The organism is Kitasatospora sp. NPDC101155 (assembly GCF_044768305.1).
Taxonomy (GTDB): Bacteria; Actinomycetota; Actinomycetes; order Streptomycetales; family Streptomycetaceae; genus Kitasatospora.
This window is the reverse complement of record NZ_JBIWPN010000014.1, coordinates 67,453-91,596: the sequence shown is the minus strand read 5'-3', so window position 1 is coordinate 91,596 and position 24,144 is coordinate 67,453. Positions and strand designations below refer to the sequence as shown.

Genomic DNA, 24,144 nt, shown 5'->3' with positions numbered 1-24,144 from the left:
GGGGGGGCCCTGCCGGCGGCGGCCCCCGGGGGGGGGTCTCCCCGGGGCCGCCCCCCTCGGGGCGCCGAGCGGGGGGGGCCGGGGGGGGGGGGGGGCCCCCCCCCCCCCCCCGGGGGTGCTCCGAGTGGCTGTGGGTCCTACTTGGTCGGGGTCGCCGAGGGCGAGAGCGAGGCACTCGGCGTGCTGCTCGGCCCGGCGGACGGGGTGGTGCTGGGGGTGCCGCTCGGCGTGGGCGTCGGGCAGCCGGGGGTGGTGGGGGAGCCGGACGGCGTGCCCGTCGGGGTGCCGGTCGGGGTGCCGGTCGGCCTACCCGTGGGGGTGGCCGTCGGGGAGGGGGTGTCGGTCGGCGTGGCGGTGCCGGTGGGCGTCGCGGTCGCCGTCGGGCTCGGGCAGGACGTGGGCGTACCCGTCGGGGTGCCGGTCGGCGTACCCGTGGGGGTGGCCGTCGGGGACGGGGTGCCGGTCGTCGGCGTGGCCGAGGGGCTCGCGGAGGGCGACGGCGAGCCGCTGGGGGTCGGGGTGGTGGTCGGCTGCGGGGCCGTCGTCTGAGTGGGCGTCGGTGTCGGCGTCACTGCCGGCGTGGTCGGCTGCGGCTCGGCGGCGGGCGTGGTCGGCTGGGTGCTCGGGGTCGGGGTCGGGCTCGTGGTGCCGGAGCCGGTGGTCCCGGTGGTGCTGCCGCCCGTGCCGAACGGCGGGAGGTACGGCGTGGGCAGCGTGCCCGGCACGGTCGAGGTGCCGGGGAGGTCCGGGACGCTGGTCACCAGGCCGCTGCCGTAGTGGGCCATCCAGTTGCGGACCGTCCGCAGGTACTCCGTGGAGTTGTTGTAGCTGAGGATCGCCCGGTCGAGCTGGGCCGGGTCGGAGAGGTCGCGGCCGCCCGCGCACAGGTAGCGGGCTGCGGTCTCGGCGGCGTCGAAGATGTTGTTCGGGTCGGCCTTGCCCTTGCCGGTGGTGTCCACGCCCCAGGAGGCCCAGGTGGACGGGATGAACTGCATCGGGCCGACGGCGCGGTCCCAGCGCGGGTCGCCGTCGTAGCGGCCGCCGTCGGTGTCGGGTATCGCGGCGAAGCCGTTGCCGTCCAGCACCGGGCCGAGGATCGGGGTCAGGGTGGTGCCCGAGGCGTCCACCTGGCCGCCGTTGGCCTGGCCGGACTCGACCTGGCCGATCCCCGCCAGTAGCTGCCAGGGCAGGTGGCAGCCGGGCGTGCGCTGGGCGAGGGAGGCCTCCGCCTGCTTGTAGGCGGCGAAGACGGTGGCGGGCAGCGAGGCCCCGGTGGCCGCGAACGGACCGGCCGAGGGCAGGCCGGGCAGCGTGCCGGGCGGCTGGGGCAGTTGGACGGTGCCGCCGCCGTCGGCCGGGCGGCCGGTGCCGGGGGCGGCGGCCGTCGGGCCGCCGAACGGCGAGGCCGGGGTGCCGGGAGCGTCGGTGCCCTGCGCGGTGGTGCCGCCCTGCGCCGGGTTGGTGTCGGCGGCTGCGGCCGGGGCGAGCCCGAGGCCCGACACCTGAGAGCTGGTCAGCGCGGCCAGTGCGGCGAGCGTCGCCGCCGTCCCCGTGACCCGCTTGCCGAGCCGAACCTTCTGCCCACCCTGAGCGCTGCCGAACCTCGCCGCCATCAGTTGCCTCTCCCCATCGCCGTCCGGACCATCCCGGAACGGTTGAGCCCTCGTCATCGTGCCCGCCCACCGCTCGGCGGTAGCCGCCGCCGTGACGATTAGTATCACGACGATCTGACAGGGACAGGATGGCCGGGGGGCGACCCGGCGCCCTCCGAGGGGCGAACGCTGCACTTCAGCGGGGGTCCGGCGGACCCGAACCGCCGTTCCGGAAACCGCCGCGCACCCGATCGGAAACCGCTGCACACCTGATCTCCCATGCTAATAAGGGGAGTTGACCGTGCGCCCAACGGCTGGGGCCCGGGCGCCCCGGTGCCCGGGGCGGCGGTTCGAAGTGCGGGGGTGGTACGTGGGCGTCGCGTCGGGCTCCTCGGCGGCGCCCGTGGTCGACCGCGCTGACCTGCCGGGATGTCCGGCGCCGACCCCGGCGACCCCTAGCAGGGCGGGCCGGTCGACACCAGGGGCCTCCCCAACTCGGCCCTGGAAGGATGACGTTCAGATGAAAGTGGGCATGCCAGGAAATGCCGTCCGGCATGCTGAGCCGCGTGACCATGTGGATGGAGGCCGAAACCGTGAGCGCGAACCTGCCGGAGACCGTCGCTGAAGGAACGGTTGTCCTGCCGGCACCCCCCAGGGTGGTGGACGATCTGGCCCGTGACCTGACCCAGGCCGCCGCCGCCGTCCGGGCGGTGTCACGGTCCGGCCGTTCCACCGGCGGGGACATCGCGGTCGCCGCCTACACCGCGGTGGTGTGCACGGGCCGTTCGGCCGCCCGTGCGCTGGAGGAGGCGGCCGCCTGGTGCCGCCAGGCCCCGGACGCCGAGGTCCACTCGCTGGCCTGGGCCCGGGTGCCGGGGCACCGGGAGGACGTCTACGAGTACCGGGTCACCATGGCCGTCAGCTTCCCCGACGACGAGACCGGCGAGCACCCCGGCGACACCCATCACGCCTGCCGCTGAGTCCTGCGGTGCTCTGCGGCGCTCTGCGGCCGGAGAGCTGAGGCCCGAGTATTGAGGCCGTATCATCGGCCCATGGGTGATGGGGGCACGAACGACATGGTCGACGGTGGCGCGGCGGCGGAATCGGCCAACGGCACCGCGGGGGGCGTCACTTCGACCGCCGCGGCCGACGGCGGTCCGCGCGAGCTGTCGCGGGCCGCCGCCGTCGGGGCCACCGTGCTGGCCGTCCTGTGCGGCTGCGCGGTGCTGCTGGCCATGTTCCACTGGCTGGGCTGGAGCGTGCCCGGTGTGGGCTGGATCGTCGCCAAGGCCGGGATCAAGCTGGCCGTCGGCGGCTTCGCCGGGCTGGCGGCGGCCGCCGCCTGGATCCGGACCAAGCTGCGTTCACGTTCAGGGAGTTCCGGGAGCTGACCTCTCGGCGGCTCAACCCGCCTGCGGCGACGGGCAGGTGAGGTCGTGCTCGGGCGCCTTGCCGTCCAGCAGGTAGCGCTCGACCGTGCCGGTGACGCAGGGATCGGAACCCGGGTACTGGCCGTGGTTGCCGTTCCCGGTGACGGTGACCAGCTTGGAGGCGCGCAGCGCGCGGTGCGCGCCGAGCGCCGCCTCGTAGTACGTCGCCGGGTCGTGCAGCGAGTTGAGCATCAGCACCGGGGGCAGATGGGCGCCGGTGACCTTGACCTTGGGTGCCGGGCCCGTCGGCCAGGCCGCGCAGACCGAGCTGAAGGCGAGCGTACGGGCGCCGAGCAGCGGGTAGCGGGCGGTGTTCTGCGCACCGCGCTCGATCCAGGTGTCCATGTCCTTGGTCCACGGGGTGTCGCCGCACGTCACCGAGAAGTACTCGGCGAGGAACTCCGGGCTGAGGTACTGGCCGAACAGCTGGCGGGCCGTCTGCTTGGCGGCCGGATCGGCGCCCGGCCAGTCGTCCAGGGCGGTCAGGGCCCGGGCGAGGGCCGGGAAGGCCTTGTCGCTGTAGATCGCGCTGATCGTGCCGTTGTCCAGCTGGTTGGGGCCGAGCGTCAACGACCCGTCGGTGATGGGCTGGTCGTGCAGGGCGGCGCGGCGCTGCTCCCAGTGCGCCTTGACCTCCTCCGGGGTCGAGCCCCAGTGGTACGTGGCGTCCCGGGCCGCCATCCAGGGCAGGAAGTCCTCCTCGAAGCGCCGCTGGAAGCTCATCGGCTGGCCCAGCTCGAACTGCTCCCAGGTGCCCTCGAAGCCGATGTTGCTGTCCAGCACCATCCGCTCGACCCGGTGGGGGAAGAGCGTGCCGTAGTAGGCGCCGATCATGGTGGCGTAGGAGGCGCCGTAGTAGCTGATCTTCTTCTCGCCGAGCAGGGAGCGGAACAGGTCCATGTCGTGGACGGTCTGCTCGGTGGTCAGGTAGGGCAGCAGATCGCCGCTGTGCTCCTCGCAACCGGCGACCAGCTTCCGTGAGTTGGCGATGACCCGGTCGATCGCCTCGGGGGACTGGTCCCGGTAGTCCCCGGCCAGGAACTCCTGGAACTCCTCCGGACTCTGGCACTGGGCATGGGTGCTCCGGCCGACACCGCGCTGGTCGAAGCTGACGATGTCGTAGGCGGCGGCGACCGCGGGGGCGCCCTGGGCGAGGTCCATCGGCCGCAGCAGGCCCTGCCCGCCGGGGCCGCCCGCGGCCTCCATCAGCGTTCCCTTCCGCTTCGCCGGGTCGGCGACGCGGTGCCGGGAGACGGCGATGGTCAGGTCGGCCCCGACGCCGGGGTGGTGCCAGTCGCGCGGGACGGCCATGGTGGCGCAGTCGAGCGCCGACTGCCCCCCGCAGGGCTGCCAGTTGAGGGTCTGGTGGGCGTAGCGGGCGGGCGCGGGCTCGGCGTCGCCCGGGTTGCGGCCGGAGTCGGCGTTGGCGGCGGCGGGCAGGGCGAGCGAGGCCAGGACCGCGGTGGCGACGACGGCGGCCGCGCGACGGGTGCGGGATGCGGTGGTGTTCACGGGAACGATCCTGTCCGACACCGCTTCTGACGGGCGATGATGCTGGACACCGTCTTTGGGGTGGTGCTGGGTACACCCGTCTTCCTGGAGGGATGTACCCAGCGGTCGGCGCCTCGGTGGCCGGTTCCTGAACGGTCGGCGTCCCGGTGTCCGGCGTCCCGGTATTCGGCGTCTCAGTAGCCGACGGTGAAGCGGGCGCGCCGGTGGGCCGGGTTCTCCGCCTCGTCGAGCAGCGCGATGGCGAGGTCCTCCATGGAGATGGCCGAGTCGCCCTCGGCGTCGACCAGCAGCTCGTCCAGGCCGAGCCGGAAGCGGCCGGTGCGCACACCCGGTTCGAGCAGGGCGGCCGGGCTCAGGTACGTCCAGTCGACCTTCCCGTCCGCGCGGTAGAGGTCCAGCTGCTCGTTGCAGGCCAGCGCGATCGGCCGGATCTCGTCGGGGAAGCCGGGCGACTCCGCCAGGACGGTGCCGTCGCTGCCCGGGACGGTCAGGCTGCCCGCGCCGCCGACCGCGATCAGGCGCACGCCGGTACCGGCCAGGCCGTCCAGCAGGCCCCGGGTGGCGGCTGTCAGCTCGTGCTCGCTGCCGGGCGCGGGGCGGGTGGCGGTGATCACCAGGTCCTGCCCGGCGGCGATCCGGGAGACGTCCCCCGGGTCGCGGGCGTCGCCGACGGCGAGGGCGACGGTGGACGGCAGGCCGTGTGGCTTGGCCGGGTCCCGTACGACGGCGGTGACCTCGTGGCCACGGGCGAGTGCCTCGGCCACGACGCGGCTGCCGACGTTGCCGGTGGCACCGAACACGGTGATGCGCATGAGGGTTTCTCCTTGGACTGAACGTTGGACCTTTGGGACTGAGGGACTGAGGAACTGCTGGATCCTCGGCGGTGCGGGGTCAGGCGGTTTCCCGTACCGGCTGCTCGTCGGCCCCCTGCTGCGTGGCGGGTGCGGGCACAGGCGCGGGCGTGGCCGTGCGGGGCCGCTGGGTCTGGGCGACGATCAGCGAGCCGAGCACGACCACCGCGCCGAGCGCCTGGAGCGGGCTGAGGTCCTGGTCGAGCGCCAGCCAGCCGGTCACGGTGGCGACCACCGGGCTGAGCAGGGAGAGGAAGGACAGCGAGGTCGGTGGCAGGGCGCGCAGCCCGCGGAACCACATCGCGTAGGTGAGGGCCGCGCCGATCAGGCAGAGGTAGGCGTAGCCGAGCACGTTGTCGGTGGTGTAGTGGGTGGGCGGGGCGCCCTCGGTCAGCAGGGTGACCGGCACCAGCAGCAGGCCGCCGGCGGTGAGCTGCCAGCCGGTGGTGGCCAGCAGTGGGGCGGGGGAGACCCAGCGCTTGGACAGGACGACGCCGAAGGCCATCACCACCGCGCCGCCGAGTGCGGCGAACACGCCGATCGCGTCCAGCCGGGCGTTGGCGCGCAGCACCAGCAGACTGACGCCCGCCACGCCGGCGATGCCGGACAGCACCGTACGCAGCGTGAGCCGGTCGCCGAGCAGCGCGGCCGAGAGCGCGGCGGTGATCAGCGGTTGGACGGCGCCGACGGTGGCCGCGATCCCGCCGGGCAGGCGGTAGGCGGCGATGAACAGCAGGGCCTGGAAGCCCCCGATGTTGAGTGCGCCGAGGACCAGCGCGCGCCACCACCAGTCGCCCTTGGGCAGGGTGCGGGTGAGGGCGATCAGCAGCAGTCCGGCGGGCAGGCAGCGGATGACGGCGGCCAGCAGCGGTCGGTGGGGCGGGAGCATTTCGGTGGTGACGAGGTAGGTCGTCCCCCAGATGGCGGGGGCCAGGGCCGTCACCAGCACCATGGCGAGGCGATTTCTTAGCACTAAGCCAATGTATCTCAGCGCTAAGGCATCTTTCATCGGAAGCGACCGGTGACGTGGCTCACAGTTACCTCACCGCTAAGAAATCTCCTGGGCATCCCCTACCCTGAACCCGTGGCAGATCATGTGGACCGCGTAGTAGCGCAATGGGCCGCCGAGCGGCCTGAGCTGGACACCTCCCCGATGGAGGTGTTCGGCCGGCTCAAGCGCCTCTACCGCCTGGTGGACGCGGAGCTCAACCGCACCTTCGCCGAACACGGCCTGGACGCGGCCTCCTTCGATGTCCTCGCCACCCTCAAACGCAGCGGCCCGCCCTACCGCCTCACCCCCACCGGTCTGATGCAGTCCGCCATGGTCACCTCCGGCGCCATCACCCAGCGCCTGGACCGCCTGGAGGCGCGGGGACTGGTCACCCGCACCCGCAGCGACCAGGACGGCCGCAGCCGCGACGTCGAACTCACCCCCGAGGGCCACGCCCTGATCGACCGCGCCCTGCCCGACCACGTCGCCAACGAGCACCGGATGCTGGCCGGCCTCGACGAGGCGCAGAAGGCCGCGCTCATCGACGCGATGCGCGCCCTGCTCGCGGACCTCGGCGACAGCTCCGGCTGACCGCCGGATTAACCGCTTGCCGGCCCGGCCGCCCTCCCCTTGGATGGCGGCCATGGACGACCCGATCTGGCAGGCCCTGTCCACCGATGCCCGGCGCACGGTGGACGAGCACCTCACGGCCTCGCGCCATGTGTACGCGATCAAGGCGATCCGCGACGCGTCGCCGGATCCGGTGCCCGGCCTGCCCGCCTGCATGGACGTGATCACGGTCCGGCGGGTGGAGCTCGGCCTGGACGGTCGCGGATCGACCCCGCCGGCGGACCCGGCCGACCCGGCTGGCCTGGTGGCCAAGGCCGAGGCGCTGCCGGAGCGCGTCGAGTCGATCCGGGCCGAGTGGGACGGCGACACCTTCGGCTGGTGCGTGGACCTGCGGGCGGTGACCGCCGGGCACCCGGGCGGATACGTGCTCGCGACGATCCGTCACGGCGGTGACATCCGGATCTTCAACGGCGAGGTCCCGCCCTGGACCGAGGAGGCCGAGGCTGAGTCCGTCGGCCGCGAGGTGGCCGCCCGGCTGGGCGTGCCGTTCCACTTCGCCCGGGAGGGCGGGCCCGGGGCTCCGTCCACCGGAATTAGTTGCAGTGTGCCGGGCTTCAGCCCGGTGGTGAAGCGATTCTGAACCCTGCTCTGAGCTGAGCCCGGCTCGTTTTCCCGTACTGTGGACCTCGGCTCAGGCGAGCCGGTTCCGCTGCTCGATATACCGCTGGATGATGCTCAGGGCTGCGCCGCCGACCGAATCGGTGAAGTACGATCCGGACCAGAGCCGCCGTGCTCGCCAGTAGTGCCGGACCAGGTCGGGGAACTCTCCCCCGGAGGGGGCACCCCCAGACGAAGGCGTCGGGAGCTGACGCCCTTGAGACTGTTGACCGGCTTGGAGGTCGCCACTTTCGGCGGGAAGTTCACCAACAGGTGGACGTGGTTGGCCTCGCCGTTGAACTCCACCGGCTCGGTCTCGAAGTCCGCGCAGACCGCCCGCGTGATCTCTTCCATGCGTTTGAGGTGGGAGTCGGTGAACATGCGATGCCGGTACTTCGTCACAAAGAACCAAGTGAGCGTGCATGGTGAAAGCACAATGCCTGCCGGTGTGTGATTTTTTGATACTCGGCCGTAAACCAACTTTTAGTTAGTACAGTGATTGCCGTGCAGCTTCGGTACAGCTTCCGTCTGTACCCGAACGGGCCTCGGTGTGCCGCGCTGGCACGGGCGTTCGGGTGTGCGCGGGTGGTCTTCAACGACGCCCTTCGGGCTCGTGAGAGCGCCCGCGCGGACGGGTTGCCGTTCCCGAGGATCGGCGACCTGTCGAAGCTGCTGATCACCGAGGCGAAGAAGACCCCCGAGCGCGCATGGCTCGGGGAGGTGTCGGCGGTCGTCCTGCAACAGTCCCTCCGGGACCTGGAGACCGCGTACGCCAACTTCTTCGCCGGCCTCAAGGGCACCCGCAAGGGCCCGAAGGCCGGTGTGTCCCGCTTCAAGTCCAAGCGGGACACCAGGCAGTCGGTCCGGTTCACCGCGAACGCCCGGTGGAAGATCACGCCGGGCGGTGACCTGTCCTTGCCGAAGATCGGTGATGTGCGGGTGAAGTGGTCCCGTTCCCTTCCCTCGGTTCCGTCCACGGTGACCGTGGTCAAGGACAGCGCGGGCCGGTACTTCGCGTCCTTCGTCATCGAGACCGATCCGAACGCCGACCTCGGGCGCATGCCCGAGACGGACGGCCGGATCGGGATCGACCTCGGTCTGACGCACTTCGCGATCCTCTCCGACGGAACGAGGATCGACAGCCCGCGTTTCCTGCGCCGGGCCGAGAAGCGCCTCAAGAAGGCGCAGCGGTCCCTGTCCCGCAAGGAGAAGGGCTCGAAGAACAGGGACAAGGCCCGCCGCAAGGTCGCCCGTGCTCACGCGCGGGTGGCCGACGCCCGGCGCGAGTTCCACCACCAGCTCTCAACGAAGATCATCCGCGAGAACCAAGCGGTTGCCGTTGAGGACCTGGCGGTCAAGGCACTCGCCCGGACGAAAATGGCCAAGTCCGTGCACGACGCCGGATGGTCGCAGTTCCTCGCGATGCTGGAATACAAGGCCGCCAGGTACGGGCGCATCTTCACCCGCATCGGCCGGTTCGAACCGACATCGCAGGTCTGCTCGAACTGCGGCGTCAAGGACGGCCCCAAGCCCCTACATGTCCGCGTCTGGCAGTGCCCGGCATGCCGGGTGTGGCTGGACCGGGACATCAACGCCGCCGTCAACATAGCCAAGGCCGCCGGACTGGCGGTGACAGCCTGTCGAGCGCGGGTAAGACCGGGACCTGTCCCCGCGCAGCGCGAAGAAGCAGGAACCCACCGAGACGGTCAGACGACCGTGGTAGGAATCCCCCGGCTCTAGCCGGGGGAGCGGAAGTCAAGGGTTGACCGCCACCGCCTTGAAGAAGGTGTAGTGCAGCGTCCCGCCGGGCTCGGCCGCGCGGCGCAGGTCCGCGATGCCGTGGTCGAAGGCCTCCGGGGTGGTCAGCCCGGAGGCCAGCGCCTCCGCCCGGACGGCCTCGACCATCGCGACGAAGGTCCGCAGGGTGAAGCCCTCCACCAGCGCCGGGCGGCCGCCGTCCGCGTAGGCCGTACGGGGGCGGACCGTGACGTCCGCGAAGCCGGCGGCGGTGAGCAGCGGGTACAGCCGACGCCCGATCAGCGCGTCGCCGCCCGCCTCGGCCTGGAGCCGGACCAGGTGGTCGACGGTGCGGCGGGCCGGCGCGCTCTCCGGGTGGAAGAGGGCCGAGCCGTGGTCGCCCTCGATCACGGTGATCGTCCCGCCCGGCCGGAGCACCCGGCGCAGCGCCGCCAGACCGGCGGCAGGGTCCGGCAGGTGCTCCAGCACGAAGCACAGGAAGACGTGGTCGAACGCGCCGTCGGCGAAGGGCAGCCGGTGCAGGTCGCCGTGGTGCCAGGCGACCTGGGCGGCGGGTGCCTCGGCTGCCACCCGGGCCCGGGCCTGGGACAGCGAGTCCGCCGAGAGGTCCGCCGCCGTCAGCAGCACCCCGGGGCTCCCGGCCAGCAGGTGCACCGTCTGCGCCCCCACCCCGCAGCCCGCCTCCAGCACCCGGCTGCCCGCCGGGTAGGCCGTGCCCGCGTGGAGCAGCTCCGCGAGGGTGTCGGCCTGGTCGCCGAGGCGCTGCGCCTCGGTGTCGGAGTAGCCGTGGACGTAGTGGGTGTGGTGTGTGCTCGTTCGGGTGGTCATGGCTCCACCCTCGCGCCAGTATGGACCGGTGAACAGGTCCAAAAGTGAGGCGGTCGACAGGTCCAAAGAGCTCGGCGCCGACTTCCTCCAGCTCGACGCGGCCGACGCACCGCCCGGCGGCCTCACCCAGTGGCTCGCCCGTCGACTGCGCGAGGCCGTCGCCGACGGTCGCCTCCCGGCGGGCACCCGGCTCCCCGCCAGCCGAGTGCTGGCGGCCGAACTCGGCGTCTCCCGAGGGGTGGTGACCGACGCCTACCGTCGGCTCGCCGAGGCCGGGCAGGTCGCGGGGCGGGGGAGGGGCGGCACGGTGGTTGTCGCGGGCCCGGTCCCCGCCGCCGCACCGCCCGTACCCCGCCCCGCGCCCGTCATCTTCCGAGCGGACCCCGACCCCGAGGTCTTCGGCCACCTGCGCGCCGCCCCCGCCCGGATCGACCTGACCCCCGGCGTCCCGGACCTGGCCGCCTTCCCGCGCGGCGCCTGGCTGCGCGCCGAGCGGGCCGTCCTCGACGGCCTCGCCGCCCACCACCTCGGCTACGGCGACGTCCGGGGCGCGCCCGCCCTGCGCGAGGCCGTCGCCCACTGGCTCGCCCGCAACCGGGGCATCCGGGCCGACCCCGATGAGGTGCTCGTCGTCGCCGGGACGGCCCAGGCCCTCGCCCTGCTCGGCCGCGCCCTCGGGCACCTGGGCATCACCGAGGCCGCGGTCGAGGACCCGGGCTCGCTCGGCGCCCGCCAACAGCTCGCCCACTGGCTCGCCGCCACCCCGCCCGTGCCCGTCGACGCGCAGGGCATCCGGGTCGACGCCCTGCGAGCCACCGGCGCCCCGGCCGTCCTGCTCACCCCCGCCCACCAGTACCCGACCGGCGTCGTCCTCGGCGGCGACCGGCGTCGCGAACTCCTCGGCTGGGCGAGCGAGGGCGGGCTCGTCATCGAGGACGACTACGACGCCGAACACCGCTACGACCGCCCGCCCGTCCCCGCCCTCCGGGCCGCCCTGCCGAACCAGGTCTGCTACGCGGGCAGCATCTCCAAACTGCTCGCCCCCGCCCTGCGCACCGGCTGGCTGCTGGTGCCCCCGCGCCTGCGCGACGCCGTCCTGGACGCCAAACGCTTCGCCGACCTCGGAAACCCGGTGCTGCCCCAGCTGGCGCTGGCGCGGCTGATGGAATCCGGTGAACTCGACCGCCACCTGCGGCTGTTGCGCCGCCGCCACCGCCGCCGCCGGGACGCCGTGATCGCCGCCATCCGCACCCACCTGCCCGGCGCCACGGTGCACGGTGCCGCCGCGGGCCTGCACCTGATGCTGACCCTGCCGGAGGAACTCGGCCGCAGCGACACCGAGTTGGCCGCGGCGGCGCTCGCGGTGGGCGTGAAGGTGCAGCCGCTGTCCTGGCATGCCCGGCTCCCCTACCCGCCGGGCCTGGTCCTCGGCTACGCGGCGGTCTCGCCGGGTGAGATCGAGGAAGGAGTGGCGGTACTGGGGCAGTTGGTCCGGCGCGCGGGGTAGCCGGGCTTCCGTGGGGTGGCGGCGGGTTCCGTGCCTTCTCTGAACTACGGGGAGCTGTCCGGCCGATCACAGGACCGGTACTGAGGAGAGCTCAAGAGGCTTCCGGAACTCGGGCGGACAACTCGTCGTAGGCTGCGCCCATGAGCGTGCGGGATGTCTTGCCTGACAGTGCTACGAGCGACCGGTTCTACTCGGTCCGCAGCGCGGTGGCGGTCCGGGAGCGCGCCGCCCAGCCGGCCGGCAGCAGTGCCCCGAGCAGGGCGATCGCGATCCCGCCGGCCAGCAGCGGGAGCAGTATTCCGGGGGTGTAGACATGGGTCACGCTCGACGGCAGGTTCCTGCCGATCGCGGTCACCATCTGGGTCAGCGTCACCTTCTCCACCGCCATCCCGATCGGGACCCCGATCAGCCCGGCGACCAGGCCGGTGAGGCTCACCGAGGTCAGCACCATCGCGATGGTCTGCTTGGGCGTCATCCCGAGGGCCTTGAAGATCCCCAGGTCGTGAATCCGTTCCCGGGTGTCCTGCACCACGGTGTTCAGCACGCCGAGCGCGGCGACCACGATCATCATCAGTGTGAGGGTGGCCACCAGGGCGACCATGGTGAGCACCGTGGCGTTCTCGTACGTGATGTTCGGGGTGGCTTCGGCGTGCAGCGGGGTCAGCGCGGGGGCGGCCGAGGCGGACCAGGCCGGGCCGCTGACGTTGTCGGCCAGCTTGACGTTGAACTGGGTGATGTACGGCGTCAGACCGGCGGCGGTGAACGTGGCCGAGTCGGTCATCACGACCCCGCTGCTGCTGCCGTCGAAGTCGATGCCGACGATCCGCAGCGGCAGTCGCTTGTTGTCCTGCTCCACGGTGACGGTGTCGCCGACGTGCATCCCGGCCGCCGAGGCCAGGTGGTCGTTGATCACGGCTTCGCCGGTGTTCTGGTACCAGCGGCCGTTAAGCAGCCCCAGCTCGGTCCAGGACAGGTCGCCGGTGGTGGTGTCCACCTTCGTGTAGTCCCCCGTCGGCGCGCCGATCACGGTCGCGCCGCTGTCGCCCCAGCCGAACGCGGCCTTCGTGCCCGGGACCGAGGCGAGCGCGGCGGCCACCCCGGTGGAGTCCAAGTGGGGGACGCCAGGACCACCGCCGGGGGCGTGGAAGCCGGCGGGCGTACCGGCGGGCACCACGAGCATCGACCCGGCCCTGAAACCGGTGGTATCCGCGTCCATGTACTTGGTGAACGTGGTCTCCAGCCCGATTGCGAAGGTGACGCTGACCGCACCGAACAGCACCGCGGCGCCGACCAGCACGGCCCGGGCCGGCTTGGCGAACGGCTGGGCCAGTCCCAGCGACATCGGCCGGGGCAGCGGCAGCCTGCTTGCCAGGCGCTGCGCGCCTTGGCCGCGCTTGGCCTTCGGGGCGCGGCCGACGACCAGGGTCTGCACCGCCGGCATTCGGCCGGCCCGAAGTGCCGGGATGAGCGCGGTGATACCGACGATGACCAGGGTGCCGATCGGGACGACGAGGCTGACCCACACGGGCAGGCTGGTGTCGGCGGCACCGAGGTCCTTGCTGGCTTTGCCCAGGACCGGAACGGCCAGCAGGTTGCCGAACAGCGTGCCGCCCACCACGCCGATCGTCGCCGGGATCAGGGCTTGTGCGGCGTAGGCGCGGGCCACCTGCCAGGGGGTGAAGCCGAGCGACTTCAGGATCCCGATGCGCCGGACTCCCGAGACCACCGCGCCGCTGACCACGATCGCGATGATCAGCACCGACAGGAACAGACCGAGGACGCCGAAGACGATCAGGAACGGCACGAAGGACTTCGCGGCGCCGACGGCCTGCTTCTCCACGGCCAGGTAGGACTGTCCGCTCTCGACCGAGCCGGCCGGCGCGGCGGTGGCGATCGTCTGCTTGTCCGTGGCGAGGTCGGCGTCGGTCCCGGACTTGGCGAACCGGTAGAGCATCTGCTCGTCGGTCTTGGCGCCGGCGGCGGTCAGCCGCGCGAAGCCGTCGCCGGTGAGGAAGCCGGTCGCGGTGTTGGTCAGCGAGTTCGCCAGGCCGACGACCTTGAACGAGGGCTGGCCCGGCAGCGAGTCGAACACCACGGAACCGTCTGCGCAGTGATGGTCCCATGAGGCCAGGACGATCTCGTTCGCGGTGGTCGGCCACCTGCCATCGACCAGGGCCAGATGGTCCAGACCGGAGGTGCCGGCCAGGTCGGGTCGGGTGGCGGCGACGACCGGCTGGTTGGCGCGACCGGCCATCGGCATGCCCGCGGCGATGTTCGCGGTGCAGTCCGTGCCGAAGCTCGTGTTCAGGGCGGCGGTGACCGGGTACGGCCCGGACGCCTCGGTGACGCCGGTGGCGTGCGCGGTGGCGGCGGCCTGCGCCGCAGTGGCCTTCGAGCCGTCGAACTGGACCGACAGATGCGCGCCGTTCCGGGCTTTGAAGGCCTGCTCGAACGGAGCCTGCACGGCGGCCAGCAGACCGAGCGAGAGCACCGAGGAGGTGACGGCCGCGAACGTCGTCAGGGCCATGACGAGGGACTGCACACGACGCCGGCCGACGCCGGAGCGCACGACCTTGCCCAGGGCGCTCATCGGCCCGCCGCCGGCAGCAGACGGGCCACGGCCCGGAAGGAAACCTCGTACAGGCGCTGGGACGGCAGCGCTGGGAGCCGCGTCATCGGACCGCTCCCGTCGAGCTGTTGACGGTGGCGCCGCTGACCGTGTTGACCACGTCCCGGGCCACGGCACCGTCCACCAGCTCGATCGTGCGTCGCGCGGTGTTCGCGGCCAGTTGGATGTCGTGGGTCACCAGCAGGATGGTCTGGCCGTCGGCGTTCAGCTCCAGCAGCAGCCGGCGCACGTCCTCGGCCGAGTTCGAGTCCAGCGCGCCGGTCGGCTCATCGGCCAGCAGCAGCGCCGGGTCGTTCATCAGGGCCCTGGCCACCGCCACCCGCTGCCGTTGCCCGCCGGACAGCCGCTGCGGATAGCCATTGGCGTGCCGGTCGATGCCCAGCGAGCCGAGCAGGTCGACGGCCCGCCGCTTCGCTTCGTTCCTGCCCATCCCGGCCAGCTGCGCCGGAACCATGACGTTGTCCAACACGGTCAGGTCGTCCAGCAGGTTGAAGAACTGGAAGACCATGCCGATGGAGGCCCGGCGGTACCTCGCCGAATCGGCCTCGCCGAGCTGGTCGACGCGGATGCCGTCGACGGTCACGGTGCCGCTGGAAGGCTTGTCCAGACCCGCGACCAGGTTCAGCAGCGTCGACTTGCCACTGCCGGAATGGCCGAGGATCGCCACGCACTCACCGGCCGCCACGGACAAGGTCACCCCGGCCAGCGCGGGCGGGCCGTCGTCGTATTTCTTCATCGCGTCCTGGAGATCGATCATCGGCTCATTCGTCATGGCCATGAACCTAGGAACGGATCATGATCCATCGCGTCGGCCGGCGGATGTCACCTCTGCCCCCAGGCCGTCGGCCCGGGGGCGTACCCCGCGTACATCCCCGGGGTGACGCGCAGCGCCGACGCCAGTCAATACGATCTCCGCATGGAAGAGCTGCTCTGGCGTTTCTCGACATCGGCACCCGTGACCTGGCTGACGTCGCGGGCCGTGGTGCTGGCCGCCGCCGGCTTCTACGCGCTGATGCTCTTCTGGACGATGCCGGTCGGTCGGGTCCGGAGCGCCGGCGGCACGTTCCGGTTCCCCGCCCTCGGGCCCGACCAGATGATCGGTCTCTGCGTCGTGCTCGCCCTTCCGATCCTGCTGGTGCGCCGGCTGCCCGCGGCGGTCTTCGCGGCGGTCCTGGGCGAAGCAGCCCTCGGCGACCTCTTCGGCGCGAACCCCTGGATCGTGGTCCTCCTGCTCCCGGTCCTGGCCGGACACCTCGCCGCCCGGCGGCCGACGGCTGCCGCCGTCGCCTCCGTCGCGGCCGTCGCGACCGATTTCGTCGAGCGCACCCTCGGCTACCACCGGGAATCCGTCGGCTTCGCGGCCCCGCGGGCCGGGCAGCTCGCGTTCGTCTTCGCGGTCGCGTGGGTCTTCGGCGGGGTGTACCGCAAACGCGGTGAATACCTCGGAGCCCTGCACGAGCAGACCGCGGCTCGCGCCGTCATGGCCGAGCGGCTGCGGATCGCCCGCGAACTGCACGACAGCGTCGCGCACAGCATCGGGATCATCACGGTGCTGTCGGGAGCGGCGGCGCGGGTCGTGGAGACCAAGCCCGAGCAGACGCGGCAGGCGCTGACCGGCATCGAGACCACCAGCCGGGAGACGCTGCTCGGGCTGCAGCGCATGCTCGGGGCGCTGCGCCGCGCCGAGCCGGACGACGCCATGCCGGGGGCCGCTCCGCTGGCGCCGGCCGGCAGCCTGGCCGATATCCCGCGGCTCGCCGAACGCACGGCCGACACCGGGGTGCGGGTCCACGTGACCTGGCGGGGCGAGCAGCGTCCGCTGCCGCCGGAGATCGAGCTGTCGGCGTTCCGGATCGTCCAGGAGTCGGTGACGAACGTGGTGCGGCATTCCGGTGCGCGGACGTGCCGGGTCGCGGTCGGTTACGAGCCGACCGGAGTGACGATCGAGGTGGTGGACGACGGGGACGACGGTCTCGGCGGGCCCGGCCGTCCGAGGCTCTCGGCGGCGGCCGGCGGGAGCGGCTTCGGCCTGCTCGGCATGCGCGAGCGGGTGTCGCTGCTGTCCGGCCAGTTCAGCGCGGGTCGGCGTCCGGAGGGCGGATTCCGGGTGGCGGCGAGGATTCCGGCATGAGCGTGCGGGTGCTGCTGGTCGATGACCAGCCGCTGATGCTGGTCGGGTTCGGGATCCTGATCGGCGACACCGACGACCTGGAGGTGGTCGGCGAGGCCGGCGACGGCCGCGAGGCGGTGCGCCTGGTGCGTGAGCTGCGGCCGGACGTCGTGGTGATGGACATCCGGATGCCGGGCATGGACGGGATCGAGGCGACCCGGCAGGCGACCGCCGAGCCGGACCCGCCCAAGGTGCTGGTGCTGACGACCTTCGACGACGACGAGTACGTCTACGGCGCTCTGCGCGCCGGGGCCAGCGGATTCCTGCTCAAGAGCATGGCCCTGGACGCGATCCTGGATGCGATCCGCGTGGTGGCGGCCGGCGACGCGTTGATCGCGCCGAGCGTGACCCGACGGCTGATCGCGGACTTCGCCGGAGCGTCCGGTCCCGCGGCCCCCGAACCGGACGCCGAGCCCGCCGCGGACCCACGTCTCATCGCGGGGATCACCGACCGGGAGCGCGAGGTGCTGGCACTGGTCGGACAGGGACTGTCGAACGCTGAGATAGCCGAGCGGTTGACGATCAGCGCGGCGACCGCGAAGACGCATGTCGCGCGTCTGTTCGCCAAGCTCGAAGCCCGGGACCGCGTCCACCTGGCGATCATCGCCTTCGAGACCGGACTCGTGCCGCGTAGACGGTAGGGCAGGGGGAGAAGGACGATCGAGACTGCGAGTTCGTCGCGTTCCAGACGCGCCAGCACACCCACCTGGCCGCAGCGGGATTCGAGTCGAGGTTGTTCAGGAAGTCACGGACCCCACCTGCGCCTCCTCGGGCGGCGGCGCGAGGGACAGGTACTCCCCGAAGCCCCGCTCGCTGATCCGCTGCACCACGCGTTCGGCCACCACCAGCTCGTCCCGCTCGACCCGCACCTCGGCGAGCTGCTTCACCAACTGCTCCTCCAGGAGATCCAGGTCAGCACGTCGCTGGCTGCCGGGGAAAGCATGGGCGATCTTCTGATCAGGCACTGCTTAGCAGATCGTTTCCGTACGACCGCAGAGTCGTGGCCGGGGTATCGCGGGCGAGGAGATCCCTGAAGTACAGGGCGACGGGCTGGGCCGGGTCCCCGGACGGAGTCAGGAGCTGGTAGGGCTCCCACCGGTCACCTGTCTCGCAGCTTGCCGATCTCCGGCAACACAAAGCTCGACAGGTCCCTCCCGGGACCGCTTCCCGGGCTGCCGGGCAGTCGATCCCTGGGTACGCTGGCGAACCGTAGGCCGCTGCTCACCCTGGAGGCATGATGGCCCCGTTCCGGCGTGTTGCCCAGCTCGGGTCGGTGCTGCTGGTGCTGGGGGCCGCACTCGGGCCGGTCCCGGCCGGGTCGACGACGCGTAGCGGCGCGCTCCCCGCCGAGAGGACCGCAACGGTGATCAGCCAGGACCAGGACTCCCGGCAGCTCGCCGGACGTCGGATCGTACTCTCCTACCCGGGCTCGACGCCGCCGCCCGGAGTGCTCCAGGCCATCCGGGAGGGTCGGGCCGCCGGGGTGATCCTGTTCCGCGACAACGTCACATCGCAACTCGCAGAGGTGGTCACCCAGTTGAAGCAGGCGGCGACCGAGGCGCCACACCCGCGCCCGCTGCTGCTGATGACCGACCAGGAGGGCGGCAAGGTCCGCCGCCTGCCCGGCGCGCCCGAACTCTCCGCCCGCGGCACCGGATCGGCCCCCGACCCGCTCGCCGCCGCCGTGGACTCCGGCACCGGCGCCGCCGCGACGCTCACCGGCGCCGGGCTGAACGTCAACCTCGCGCCGGTGCTCGACGTCTACGACACCCCGGACAACTTCATCGACCACTTCGAGCGCTCCTACGGACAGGACCCTGACCGGGTAGGCGAGTTGGGCAGCGCCTTCCTCACCGCCCAGCAGGGCCGCGGGGTCGCCGCGACCGCCAAGCACTTCCCCGGTCTCGGCTCCGCCGCCCAGGACGAGAACACCGACCTCCGCCCGGTCACCCTCCCGGTCCCGCTGTCCCAGCTCCGCACCCGCGGCGAAGCCCCGTACCGAGCCGCCATCACGGCGGGCGTGCGTCTGGTGATGGCCTCCTGGGCGATCTACCCGGCCCTCGACCCCGACCACCCGGCCGGCTTGTCACCCACCGTCATCCAGGGCGAACTCCGCGACCGCCTCGGCTTCGACGGCGTCACCATCACCGATGCCCTCGAAGCCGGCGCCCTCACCGCCTTCGGCGACACCGGCACCCGCGCCGTCACCGCCGCTGCGGCCGGCATGGACCTGCTGCTCTGCTCCGACCGCGACCCGCAACAGGCCGAGGACGCCGCCGCCGCCCTCGCCGCCGCCCTCGATTCCGGCCGCCTGGACCGCGCGGCGTTCGCGGAGGCCGTCACCCGCGTGGACGCCCTGAGGGACGCGCTGCGCTGATTCAGGGGTGACCCGCGCCCCGCCGCTCACCCGGGGTGGCGGCAGCACCGCCGGTCGACGGTGGCAGCGGGAGAGACGAGGCCGCTACCGAACGGCGGAGCCGGACCGTGGCCCGGTCCTGCTCCGCCGACAGCCGGGCACGCCCGGCCCGGCTACCGGTTGAGCAGGGTGCGCAGGTCGATGAGGCGGTAGCCGCGGGCGCGGGCGGCGTCGATGATGCGGGGGAGGGCCTCGGCGTCGAGGCAGGTGTCGGGGCCGCCCTCGTCGGTGGCGCCGACGTGGAGTTGGAGCACGGCGCCCGGGGTGAGGGCGGCGAGGGCTCGGTCGACGGCGCGGTCGGTGGTCATGCCGTGTCCGGGGCCGAGGTAGCCGTTGGTGTCGGTGGTGAATTCCAGGTCCGCGTAGCCGAGCCCGTTGACGGTCTCGATGGCCTGTGGGGTGGTCGCGCTGTACGGGAAGCGGAAGAACGGCAGCGGGTCGGCGTCGGCGGCGCGGCGGATGGCGGTGTCGGCGCGGCGCACCTCGGCACGGGCCTGGTCGGGGGTGAGGGTGGTGAAGTCGGGGTGGCTGTAGGAGTGGTTGCCGAGGCCGTGTCCTGCGGCGGCGATGGCGCGGACGGCGTCGGGGTGTCGGTCGGCGAAGTCGCCGGTGGGGAAGAAGACGGCCGGGGCGGCGCGGTCGCGCAGGACGGCGAGGACGGTGTCGAGCCCGGTTTCGTTCCAGGCGGCGTTGAAGGTCAGGGCGAGGACGCGCGCCTCGGTCGGGATCCGGCGGATCTCGGTGCCGAGCAGCGGCTCGGGGGCCGGGGCGAAGCCGAGGAGAGAGGCGAGGGCGGCCAGGGCCGCGACGGCGGTGCGGAGGCGGTTCACCCCAGGTTCAACGCGGCGACGTCCGGGATGGTGCAGATGTTCGTCCGTTCGGGCTGGAACGCGCCATCGAAGGTCAAGTTTCGGCCTGGTCGCTAGTTTAAAGGTGAAACTGCGCCTAGGGATTGGAATCTCATGGCAAAGTCTTGGTCATGGCACGTATGAAATATCACATGTGCCACATTGCCTGTTCTCGATCCATTCCTCACACCCTCCGAAGGGGGAGTTCATGAACCGCATCAAGCAGATCGCTGCGGGCGCAGTCGGTGCCGCCGCGCTGCTCGCGACGCCCGTGCCGGCGCTCGCCGCCGTGCCGCAGGCCACCGTGGCCACGGTCACGACCTGCGGCTGGTCCGGTCTGCAGGCCGGGTTGTCCACCAAGGTGTGCGCGGAGGTGACCGGCGACAGCGTCGTGCTGTACGGGCAGATCGGGCTGGCCGGGCCGCCTTCGCCGGGGACGCCGTGGCCGCCGGCGCCGCAGGAGCTGGTCACCGGGCTGTCGGCCGAGGTCGTCGGCGGCGGCTCGCTCGGCGCGGTGTCCGGACGCACCGTCTTCTCGACCAGCACGGTGCGGGTGGACGGCATCAGGGCTACCGTGCCGTGCGGCTCGGTCGTGCACGCCTCCTTCGCCGTGGAGAAGAGCTTCCAGGGTCCGGCCCCGGTCGCCCTGGATCTGCCTGTAGTCTGCTGACGGCTCGTCATCCTGACTGCCGGGCCCGGGAGTTGGCAGCGTCCCGGGCTCGGCCCCGGCTTGCCGGGAATCCGGCCGCGGTGTGGGGGAGGTCACCTCCTGCTGTGAGGACTTGAAGAAATCTTCATCTGTCGCGATGATGCCTACCGGCCGCGGCACGGACCCCGCCCGGTCGAACGACCACCGAGCCGGATCCGAGAGAGGGAGCGGACGATGCCGGTCCCGCTGTACCAGGCCAAGGCGGAGTTCTTCCGCACCCTCGGCCACCCGGTCCGGATCCGGGTGCTGGAGCTGCTCCAGGACGGCCCCCGGCCGGTGCGCGAGCTGTTGGCGGAGATCGAGGTCGAGCCGTCCAACCTCTCCCAGCAGCTCGCGGTGCTGCGCCGCACCCAGCTGGTCACGGCCACCCGCGAGGGCAACACGGTGGTGTACGCGCTCAGCACCCCGGACGTCGCCGACCTGCTGCGCGCGGCACGTCGGATCCTGACCGAGCTGATCACCGACCAGGGCGCGCTGCTGACAGAGCTGCGTGCGACCGGCGGCCGGTCACACCGCTGAGTCCGCAGCCCGCACCCGCGTCAGCGCCCGCGCCCGACCCGACCGGCCGACCCGAGGAGACCCGCACCATGAGCGACAGTGCCAGTGACAGCACGAGTGAGGAGAAGCGCCGCCGCAAGGCGATGCTGATCCGCGCGGGCATCTACGTCTTCGCCACCCACCTGTTCGCGGGCTTCGTCCTGCTGCTGTTCGCGCTCGGCGACCGCAAGTAGGGGCGCTCGCGCGTAGCGGCCGTCAGGAGGGCCGCGGCGGGGCTCAGCGCGGCTGTGCGTCCGGCACCAGGTAGCGGTCGCTGGTGCTGGTCCAGGCATGCACGCCGGTGACCAGCTCCCGGGTGCCGTCCAGGTACCAGCGCCCCGCCGGGTGGCGGCGGCCCAGCTCGCGGCGCAGCTCCTCGTTCTCCTGCCGCAGTCGGGAGACGCGGGCACGCACCGCGCGGACGGCGCGGCTGCGGGTGCAGCCGCGGACCCGTTGCAGGGTGAGGACGGTGTTGAAGGCGGCGGCGCTCTGGCGTTCCTCCCGCTCCAGTGAGTAGAGGTCGTTGATCAGCGTGGCCGCGTCGGCGGTGTTGGCGCGCAGGCGGTGCAGTGCGGGCTCCGCGTGCAGGGCGGCAGGGGCGTCGGCGCCGTGGACCCGTTCCAGTATGTTCATGAACGGGTAGGCGCAGCTGCCGTGGCGGCGCAGCCGCATGGTGTCCGTGAGGCTCAGGCCGAGCGCGGGGACGGTGCCGCGGGAGCGGTGTTCGGCCTCGGCGGTGAAGGTCGCCAGGCAGGCCCGCCACTCGCGGGCGGCCCGGGCACGCCAGGCGGGGGACATCGTCTCGGTCTGGCGGTCCCAGAGTTCCCGCCAGGCGGTGAGGAGCCGGTCGTCGGCGGTGCCGGCGGGGGCGCCGCTGTCGAGGGCGGCGATCAGCGGGTCGACCAGGGCGCGGGCCTGGGTGGGGCGGCGTCCGGGCGGGCCGTCGAAGCGGTCGTCCAGGATGGTGAACCAGCCGAGCATGTCGACCAACAGGTCCAGCTCGCCGCCCCGGGTGGTCGGGAAGGCGAGGCCGATCAGCTCGTGCAGCGCGTAGGCCCGGTAGCCGGGCAGTTCGGCCGGGGTGAGCAGGCCGTGGCGGACCGCCCAGTCGGCATGCCGGTCGGCGGAGGCGCGCAACTCGGCGGGCGGGCGGCGCCGGGCGGGAGCGGCCGGCGCGGCTGCGGCGCCCGCGAAGGGGCAACCGCCGGCCGCCGCCCGCTCGGCACCCGCCGCACCCGCCGCGCTCGACGAGGCCACCGAGGCCGCCGGAGCTGTCGAGGCACCCGCCGGGGCGGCCGTAGCACCCACCGAGTCCGCCGAGCGCGGCGCGAGCCGCACCCGCAGCCCCTGTGCCTGGACCGTCGTCCACACCACCTCCCGGGCCCGCGCCCCCGGCACCGCGACCGGCCGCCAGCGGCGCAGGATCGCCGCCGCCGCGACGGTCAGCTCGGCCCAGGCGAAGGCCTCCCCGATGCACTTGTGCTTGCCCGCCCCGAACGGCAGGAAGGACGGCCGCCCGGCCCCGCCGCCGTCCTGCCAGCGCTCGGGCCGGAAGGCGAGCGGCTCGGGGTGGCGGACCGGGTCGCGGTGCAGGGCGGTGAGGCTGTAGAGCAGTTCGGTGCCCGCCGGGATGCCGTACGGGCCGAGCTCGACCGGCACCCGGGCGGTGCGCATCAGGAAGGCGTTGGGCGCGTGCAGCCGCACCACCTCCTGGGTGACGCTGCGGGTGTAGCTGAGCCGGGCGAGCGCCTCCGGGGTGGGGGCGGTTCCGGCGGGCAGGTGCTCGTCGAGTTCGGCGAGGAGGCGGGCCTCGACTTCGGGGTGGCGCAGGAGTTCGTCCAGCAGCCAGGTCAGGGTGGTGGAGACGGTCTCCGTCCCGGCGCCGAACATGGTGATCGCCTCGGAGCGGACGTCGGCCTCGGTGAGCGGACGGCCGGTGGCCGGGTCGGTGGCGGCCCGCAGCAGGGCGGGCAGGCTGCCCCGTCGTTCGGCCCGGTCCTGCGAACCGGCAGGGCCCGAGCGGCCGTTGACGGCCTGGTCGACGACCCGGTTGAGCACCCGGACGGCGGCGTCGAAGCGCCGGTTGACGGGCAGCGGCAGCCGGGCGAGCGCCGGGTGCGGGTACAGGGACTGGACGATCTGGCCCTTCACCAGGTCCGGCAGCGCCCGGTGGAAGGCGAGGGTGGCGTCCTCGCTGAGCCGGGCATCGAACAGTGAGCGGGTGACGATCTCCAGCGCCAGGTGGTTCATCTCCTTGGCCACGTCGAGGACTTGGCCGGGCTGCCAACGTCCGGCGCGCTCCTCGGTGACCTGGTGCATGACGGTCAGGTACTCGGCCATCCGGTCCGGGCCGAAGGCGGGCTGGATGATCCGGCGGCGGTCGCGGTGGGCCTGGCCCTCGGACATCAGGAGGCCGTCGCCGAAGGCCGTCTTCAGGGTGTCCTGGACGGCGCCGCGCGGACAGTCGTAGGCGAGCGCGACCAGCAGGGTGTGGACCAGCCGGGCGTCGGTGACCACGCAGACAGTGCGCGGCCCGAGCCGGATGCGGACCACACCGCCGTAGCGGGACAGGGAACCGAGGAAGCCGAGCGGGTCGCGCAGCAGGGCGGCGGCGTGGCCGAGGCCGGGGAGCGCCCCGGGGGCGAGCGGGGGGACGGCCGAGCGGGTCGTGGGGGTGTGGGGCGGCGCGGTTCTCGGTGGGACGAGCCGTTTCCGGGTCTCTGTCGGCAGGGCGCCTGTCGGCAGGGCCATGACACTACCTCTCATCGAAGGGGACGGTGCGGCGGTACCGGGGGAGGGTACCGGCGGGCCGGCCGGGAACCGGGGGACCGGTGAGCGCGAGCCCGCGTGCGCCACTGTGGGAGGGCGCACGTCATGAGAAACGCGCCGGTCCCATAGGCGTTGCGCCGAGCGCGGGTGGATCACTCCAACGGTCCATCGGCCCGAGGTTCGGATCTCGCTCCCGAGGATACGGCTGACCTGCGGGAACGATGACGACCTCGCCGCCCGCGGAGGGGGGTCTTTGGACCCTCGCCGCCCAGGCGTGCGAGGGCCACCATGGTATGCGGAGAAGGAGGGCCTGATGACCCGTCTGCGCCACCGGCCCGCCCTCGACTCCACTGACGCCACGACAGGGGGC

22 protein-coding genes and 1 pseudogene are annotated in these 24,144 nt (G+C 72.8%); 12 read left to right on the top strand and 11 right to left on the bottom strand.

Going from position 1 to position 24,144, the window contains the following annotated elements:
• Nucleotides 1–137 precede the first annotated feature (137 nt).
• The gene (locus ACIRYZ_RS22250) at nt 138–1,613 is read right to left on the bottom strand and encodes a lytic transglycosylase domain-containing protein (protein WP_402946612.1); all 1,476 of its coding nucleotides are present in this window, start codon (nt 1,611–1,613) and stop codon (nt 138–140) included.
• A gap of 545 nt (nt 1,614–2,158) precedes the next feature.
• Between ACIRYZ_RS22250 and ACIRYZ_RS22245 the strand changes: the two genes are divergently transcribed.
• Nucleotides 2,159–2,572 carry a hypothetical protein gene (locus ACIRYZ_RS22245; protein WP_402946610.1) on the top strand — a complete coding sequence of 138 codons (414 nt, stop codon included), beginning with the start codon at nt 2,159–2,161 and terminating at the stop codon, nt 2,570–2,572.
• A gap of 72 nt (nt 2,573–2,644) precedes the next feature.
• Nucleotides 2,645–2,983 carry a hypothetical protein gene (locus tag ACIRYZ_RS22240; protein WP_402946608.1) on the top strand — a complete coding sequence of 113 codons (339 nt, stop codon included), beginning with the start codon at nt 2,645–2,647 and terminating at the stop codon, nt 2,981–2,983.
• 12 nt (nt 2,984–2,995) lie between these two features.
• On the opposite strand, the gene ACIRYZ_RS22235 is transcribed toward ACIRYZ_RS22240, so the two are convergent.
• The 3 genes from ACIRYZ_RS22235 to ACIRYZ_RS22225 all read right to left on the bottom strand — a co-directional run bounded on the left by ACIRYZ_RS22235 (nt 2,996) and on the right by ACIRYZ_RS22225 (nt 6,337).
• On the bottom strand, nt 2,996–4,534 hold the full coding sequence (locus ACIRYZ_RS22235; RefSeq protein ID WP_402946606.1) for an alpha/beta hydrolase: 1,539 nt from the start codon (nt 4,532–4,534) through the stop codon (nt 2,996–2,998).
• A 173-nt stretch (nt 4,535–4,707) separates the two neighbouring features.
• Complete coding sequence (locus ACIRYZ_RS22230; protein WP_402946604.1) at nt 4,708–5,346, bottom strand: NAD(P)-dependent oxidoreductase; 639 nt, start codon at nt 5,344–5,346, stop codon at nt 4,708–4,710.
• Nucleotides 5,347–5,425: 79 nt separating this feature from the next.
• Nucleotides 5,426–6,337 carry an EamA family transporter gene (locus tag ACIRYZ_RS22225; protein WP_402946602.1) on the bottom strand — a complete coding sequence of 304 codons (912 nt, stop codon included), beginning with the start codon at nt 6,335–6,337 and terminating at the stop codon, nt 5,426–5,428.
• A 132-nt stretch (nt 6,338–6,469) separates the two neighbouring features.
• Between ACIRYZ_RS22225 and ACIRYZ_RS22220 the strand changes: the two genes are divergently transcribed.
• Nucleotides 6,470–6,967: a MarR family winged helix-turn-helix transcriptional regulator gene (locus ACIRYZ_RS22220; RefSeq protein ID WP_402946600.1), complete on the top strand. Its 498-nt coding sequence runs from the start codon at nt 6,470–6,472 to the stop codon at nt 6,965–6,967.
• Between the two features lie 52 nt (nt 6,968–7,019).
• The gene (locus ACIRYZ_RS22215) at nt 7,020–7,586 is read left to right on the top strand and encodes a hypothetical protein (protein ID WP_402946598.1); all 567 of its coding nucleotides are present in this window, start codon (nt 7,020–7,022) and stop codon (nt 7,584–7,586) included.
• Between the two features lie 51 nt (nt 7,587–7,637).
• Here the strand turns inward: ACIRYZ_RS22215 and tnpA are convergent.
• Nucleotides 7,638–8,027 (bottom strand): annotated as a pseudogene (tnpA, locus tag ACIRYZ_RS22210) (IS200/IS605 family transposase).
• 80 nt (nt 8,028–8,107) lie between these two features.
• Here tnpA and ACIRYZ_RS22205 point away from each other — a divergent pair.
• The gene (locus tag ACIRYZ_RS22205) at nt 8,108–9,343 is read left to right on the top strand and encodes an RNA-guided endonuclease InsQ/TnpB family protein (protein WP_402946596.1); all 1,236 of its coding nucleotides are present in this window, start codon (nt 8,108–8,110) and stop codon (nt 9,341–9,343) included.
• Nucleotides 9,344–9,358: 15 nt separating this feature from the next.
• On the opposite strand, the gene ACIRYZ_RS22200 is transcribed toward ACIRYZ_RS22205, so the two are convergent.
• Complete coding sequence (locus ACIRYZ_RS22200) at nt 9,359–10,189, bottom strand: methyltransferase domain-containing protein (RefSeq protein WP_402946594.1); 831 nt, start codon at nt 10,187–10,189, stop codon at nt 9,359–9,361.
• Here ACIRYZ_RS22200 and ACIRYZ_RS22195 point away from each other — a divergent pair.
• Nucleotides 10,188–11,696, top strand: a complete 1,509-nt coding sequence (locus ACIRYZ_RS22195) for a PLP-dependent aminotransferase family protein (protein ID WP_402946592.1) — start codon at nt 10,188–10,190, stop codon at nt 11,694–11,696. The two genes, ACIRYZ_RS22200 and ACIRYZ_RS22195, sit on opposite strands and share 2 nt — an antisense overlap.
• 187 nt (nt 11,697–11,883) lie before the next feature.
• On the opposite strand, the gene ACIRYZ_RS22190 is transcribed toward ACIRYZ_RS22195, so the two are convergent.
• Together ACIRYZ_RS22190 and ACIRYZ_RS22185 are read right to left on the bottom strand one after the other, a co-directional pair.
• Nucleotides 11,884–14,223: an ABC transporter permease gene (locus ACIRYZ_RS22190; RefSeq protein ID WP_402946590.1), complete on the bottom strand. Its 2,340-nt coding sequence runs from the start codon at nt 14,221–14,223 to the stop codon at nt 11,884–11,886.
• Between the two features lie 145 nt (nt 14,224–14,368).
• Nucleotides 14,369–15,097: an ABC transporter ATP-binding protein gene (locus ACIRYZ_RS22185; RefSeq protein WP_402946588.1), complete on the bottom strand. Its 729-nt coding sequence runs from the start codon at nt 15,095–15,097 to the stop codon at nt 14,369–14,371.
• A gap of 144 nt (nt 15,098–15,241) precedes the next feature.
• Between ACIRYZ_RS22185 and ACIRYZ_RS22180 the strand changes: the two genes are divergently transcribed.
• Together ACIRYZ_RS22180 and ACIRYZ_RS22175 are read left to right on the top strand one after the other, a co-directional pair.
• On the top strand, nt 15,242–16,456 hold the full coding sequence (locus ACIRYZ_RS22180) for a sensor histidine kinase (RefSeq protein ID WP_402946586.1): 1,215 nt from the start codon (nt 15,242–15,244) through the stop codon (nt 16,454–16,456).
• Nucleotides 16,453–17,136, top strand: a complete 684-nt coding sequence (locus tag ACIRYZ_RS22175; protein ID WP_402946584.1) for a response regulator — start codon at nt 16,453–16,455, stop codon at nt 17,134–17,136. Before ACIRYZ_RS22180 ends, ACIRYZ_RS22175 begins: the two co-directional genes overlap by 4 nt.
• A 96-nt stretch (nt 17,137–17,232) precedes the next feature.
• Here ACIRYZ_RS22175 and ACIRYZ_RS22170 read toward each other — a convergent pair whose 3' ends face one another.
• Nucleotides 17,233–17,460, bottom strand: a complete 228-nt coding sequence (locus ACIRYZ_RS22170; RefSeq protein WP_402946582.1) for a hypothetical protein — start codon at nt 17,458–17,460, stop codon at nt 17,233–17,235.
• Nucleotides 17,461–17,729: 269 nt separating this feature from the next.
• Here ACIRYZ_RS22170 and ACIRYZ_RS22165 point away from each other — a divergent pair, with 269 nt between their 5' ends.
• Nucleotides 17,730–18,872, top strand: coding sequence for a glycoside hydrolase family 3 N-terminal domain-containing protein (locus ACIRYZ_RS22165; protein ID WP_402946580.1), 1,143 nt, complete (start codon nt 17,730–17,732; stop codon nt 18,870–18,872).
• Nucleotides 18,873–19,024: 152 nt separating this feature from the next.
• Here the strand turns inward: ACIRYZ_RS22165 and ACIRYZ_RS22160 are convergent, their stop codons facing one another.
• Nucleotides 19,025–19,741 carry a polysaccharide deacetylase family protein gene (locus ACIRYZ_RS22160; RefSeq protein ID WP_402946578.1) on the bottom strand — a complete coding sequence of 239 codons (717 nt, stop codon included), beginning with the start codon at nt 19,739–19,741 and terminating at the stop codon, nt 19,025–19,027.
• Between the two features lie 226 nt (nt 19,742–19,967).
• On the opposite strand from ACIRYZ_RS22160, the gene ACIRYZ_RS22155 reads away from it, so the two are divergent.
• From ACIRYZ_RS22155 to ACIRYZ_RS22145, 3 genes are all read left to right on the top strand, one after another.
• Nucleotides 19,968–20,429, top strand: a complete 462-nt coding sequence (locus ACIRYZ_RS22155; protein WP_402946576.1) for a hypothetical protein — start codon at nt 19,968–19,970, stop codon at nt 20,427–20,429.
• A gap of 213 nt (nt 20,430–20,642) precedes the next feature.
• Nucleotides 20,643–20,987, top strand: a complete 345-nt coding sequence (locus tag ACIRYZ_RS22150) for an ArsR/SmtB family transcription factor (RefSeq protein ID WP_393028218.1) — start codon at nt 20,643–20,645, stop codon at nt 20,985–20,987.
• Nucleotides 20,988–21,055: 68 nt separating this feature from the next.
• Entirely contained in the window at nt 21,056–21,199 is a 144-nt protein-coding gene (locus ACIRYZ_RS22145) for a DUF6126 family protein (RefSeq protein WP_387625281.1), read from the top strand.
• 43 nt (nt 21,200–21,242) lie between these two features.
• Here ACIRYZ_RS22145 and ACIRYZ_RS22140 read toward each other — a convergent pair whose 3' ends face one another.
• Nucleotides 21,243–23,756, bottom strand: a complete 2,514-nt coding sequence (locus tag ACIRYZ_RS22140; protein ID WP_402946574.1) for a cytochrome P450 — start codon at nt 23,754–23,756, stop codon at nt 21,243–21,245.
• Nucleotides 23,757–24,144 lie beyond the last annotated feature (388 nt).

Coding starts and splice junctions, on each gene's coding strand:
- ACIRYZ_RS22180 (WP_402946586.1), top strand. CDS start 15,242: ATGGAAGAGCTGCTCTGGCGTTTCTCGACATCGGCACCCGTGACCTGG.
- ACIRYZ_RS22195 (WP_402946592.1), top strand. CDS start 10,188: ATGGCTCCACCCTCGCGCCAGTATGGACCGGTGAACAGGTCCAAAAGT.
- ACIRYZ_RS22150 (WP_393028218.1), top strand. CDS start 20,643: ATGCCGGTCCCGCTGTACCAGGCCAAGGCGGAGTTCTTCCGCACCCTC.
- ACIRYZ_RS22240 (WP_402946608.1), top strand. CDS start 2,645: ATGGGTGATGGGGGCACGAACGACATGGTCGACGGTGGCGCGGCGGCG.
- ACIRYZ_RS22190 (WP_402946590.1), bottom strand. CDS start 14,223: ATGGCCCTGACGACGTTCGCGGCCGTCACCTCCTCGGTGCTCTCGCTC.
- ACIRYZ_RS22165 (WP_402946580.1), top strand. CDS start 17,730: ATGATGGCCCCGTTCCGGCGTGTTGCCCAGCTCGGGTCGGTGCTGCTG.
- ACIRYZ_RS22225 (WP_402946602.1), bottom strand. CDS start 6,337: ATGGTGCTGGTGACGGCCCTGGCCCCCGCCATCTGGGGGACGACCTAC.
- ACIRYZ_RS22175 (WP_402946584.1), top strand. CDS start 16,453: ATGAGCGTGCGGGTGCTGCTGGTCGATGACCAGCCGCTGATGCTGGTC.
- ACIRYZ_RS22185 (WP_402946588.1), bottom strand. CDS start 15,097: ATGACGAATGAGCCGATGATCGATCTCCAGGACGCGATGAAGAAATAC.
- ACIRYZ_RS22200 (WP_402946594.1), bottom strand. CDS start 10,189: ATGACCACCCGAACGAGCACACACCACACCCACTACGTCCACGGCTAC.
- ACIRYZ_RS22230 (WP_402946604.1), bottom strand. CDS start 5,346: ATGCGCATCACCGTGTTCGGTGCCACCGGCAACGTCGGCAGCCGCGTC.
- ACIRYZ_RS22215 (WP_402946598.1), top strand. CDS start 7,020: ATGGACGACCCGATCTGGCAGGCCCTGTCCACCGATGCCCGGCGCACG.
- ACIRYZ_RS22155 (WP_402946576.1), top strand. CDS start 19,968: ATGAACCGCATCAAGCAGATCGCTGCGGGCGCAGTCGGTGCCGCCGCG.
- ACIRYZ_RS22250 (WP_402946612.1), bottom strand. CDS start 1,613: ATGGCGGCGAGGTTCGGCAGCGCTCAGGGTGGGCAGAAGGTTCGGCTC.
- ACIRYZ_RS22140 (WP_402946574.1), bottom strand. CDS start 23,756: ATGGCCCTGCCGACAGGCGCCCTGCCGACAGAGACCCGGAAACGGCTC.
- ACIRYZ_RS22145 (WP_387625281.1), top strand. CDS start 21,056: ATGAGCGACAGTGCCAGTGACAGCACGAGTGAGGAGAAGCGCCGCCGC.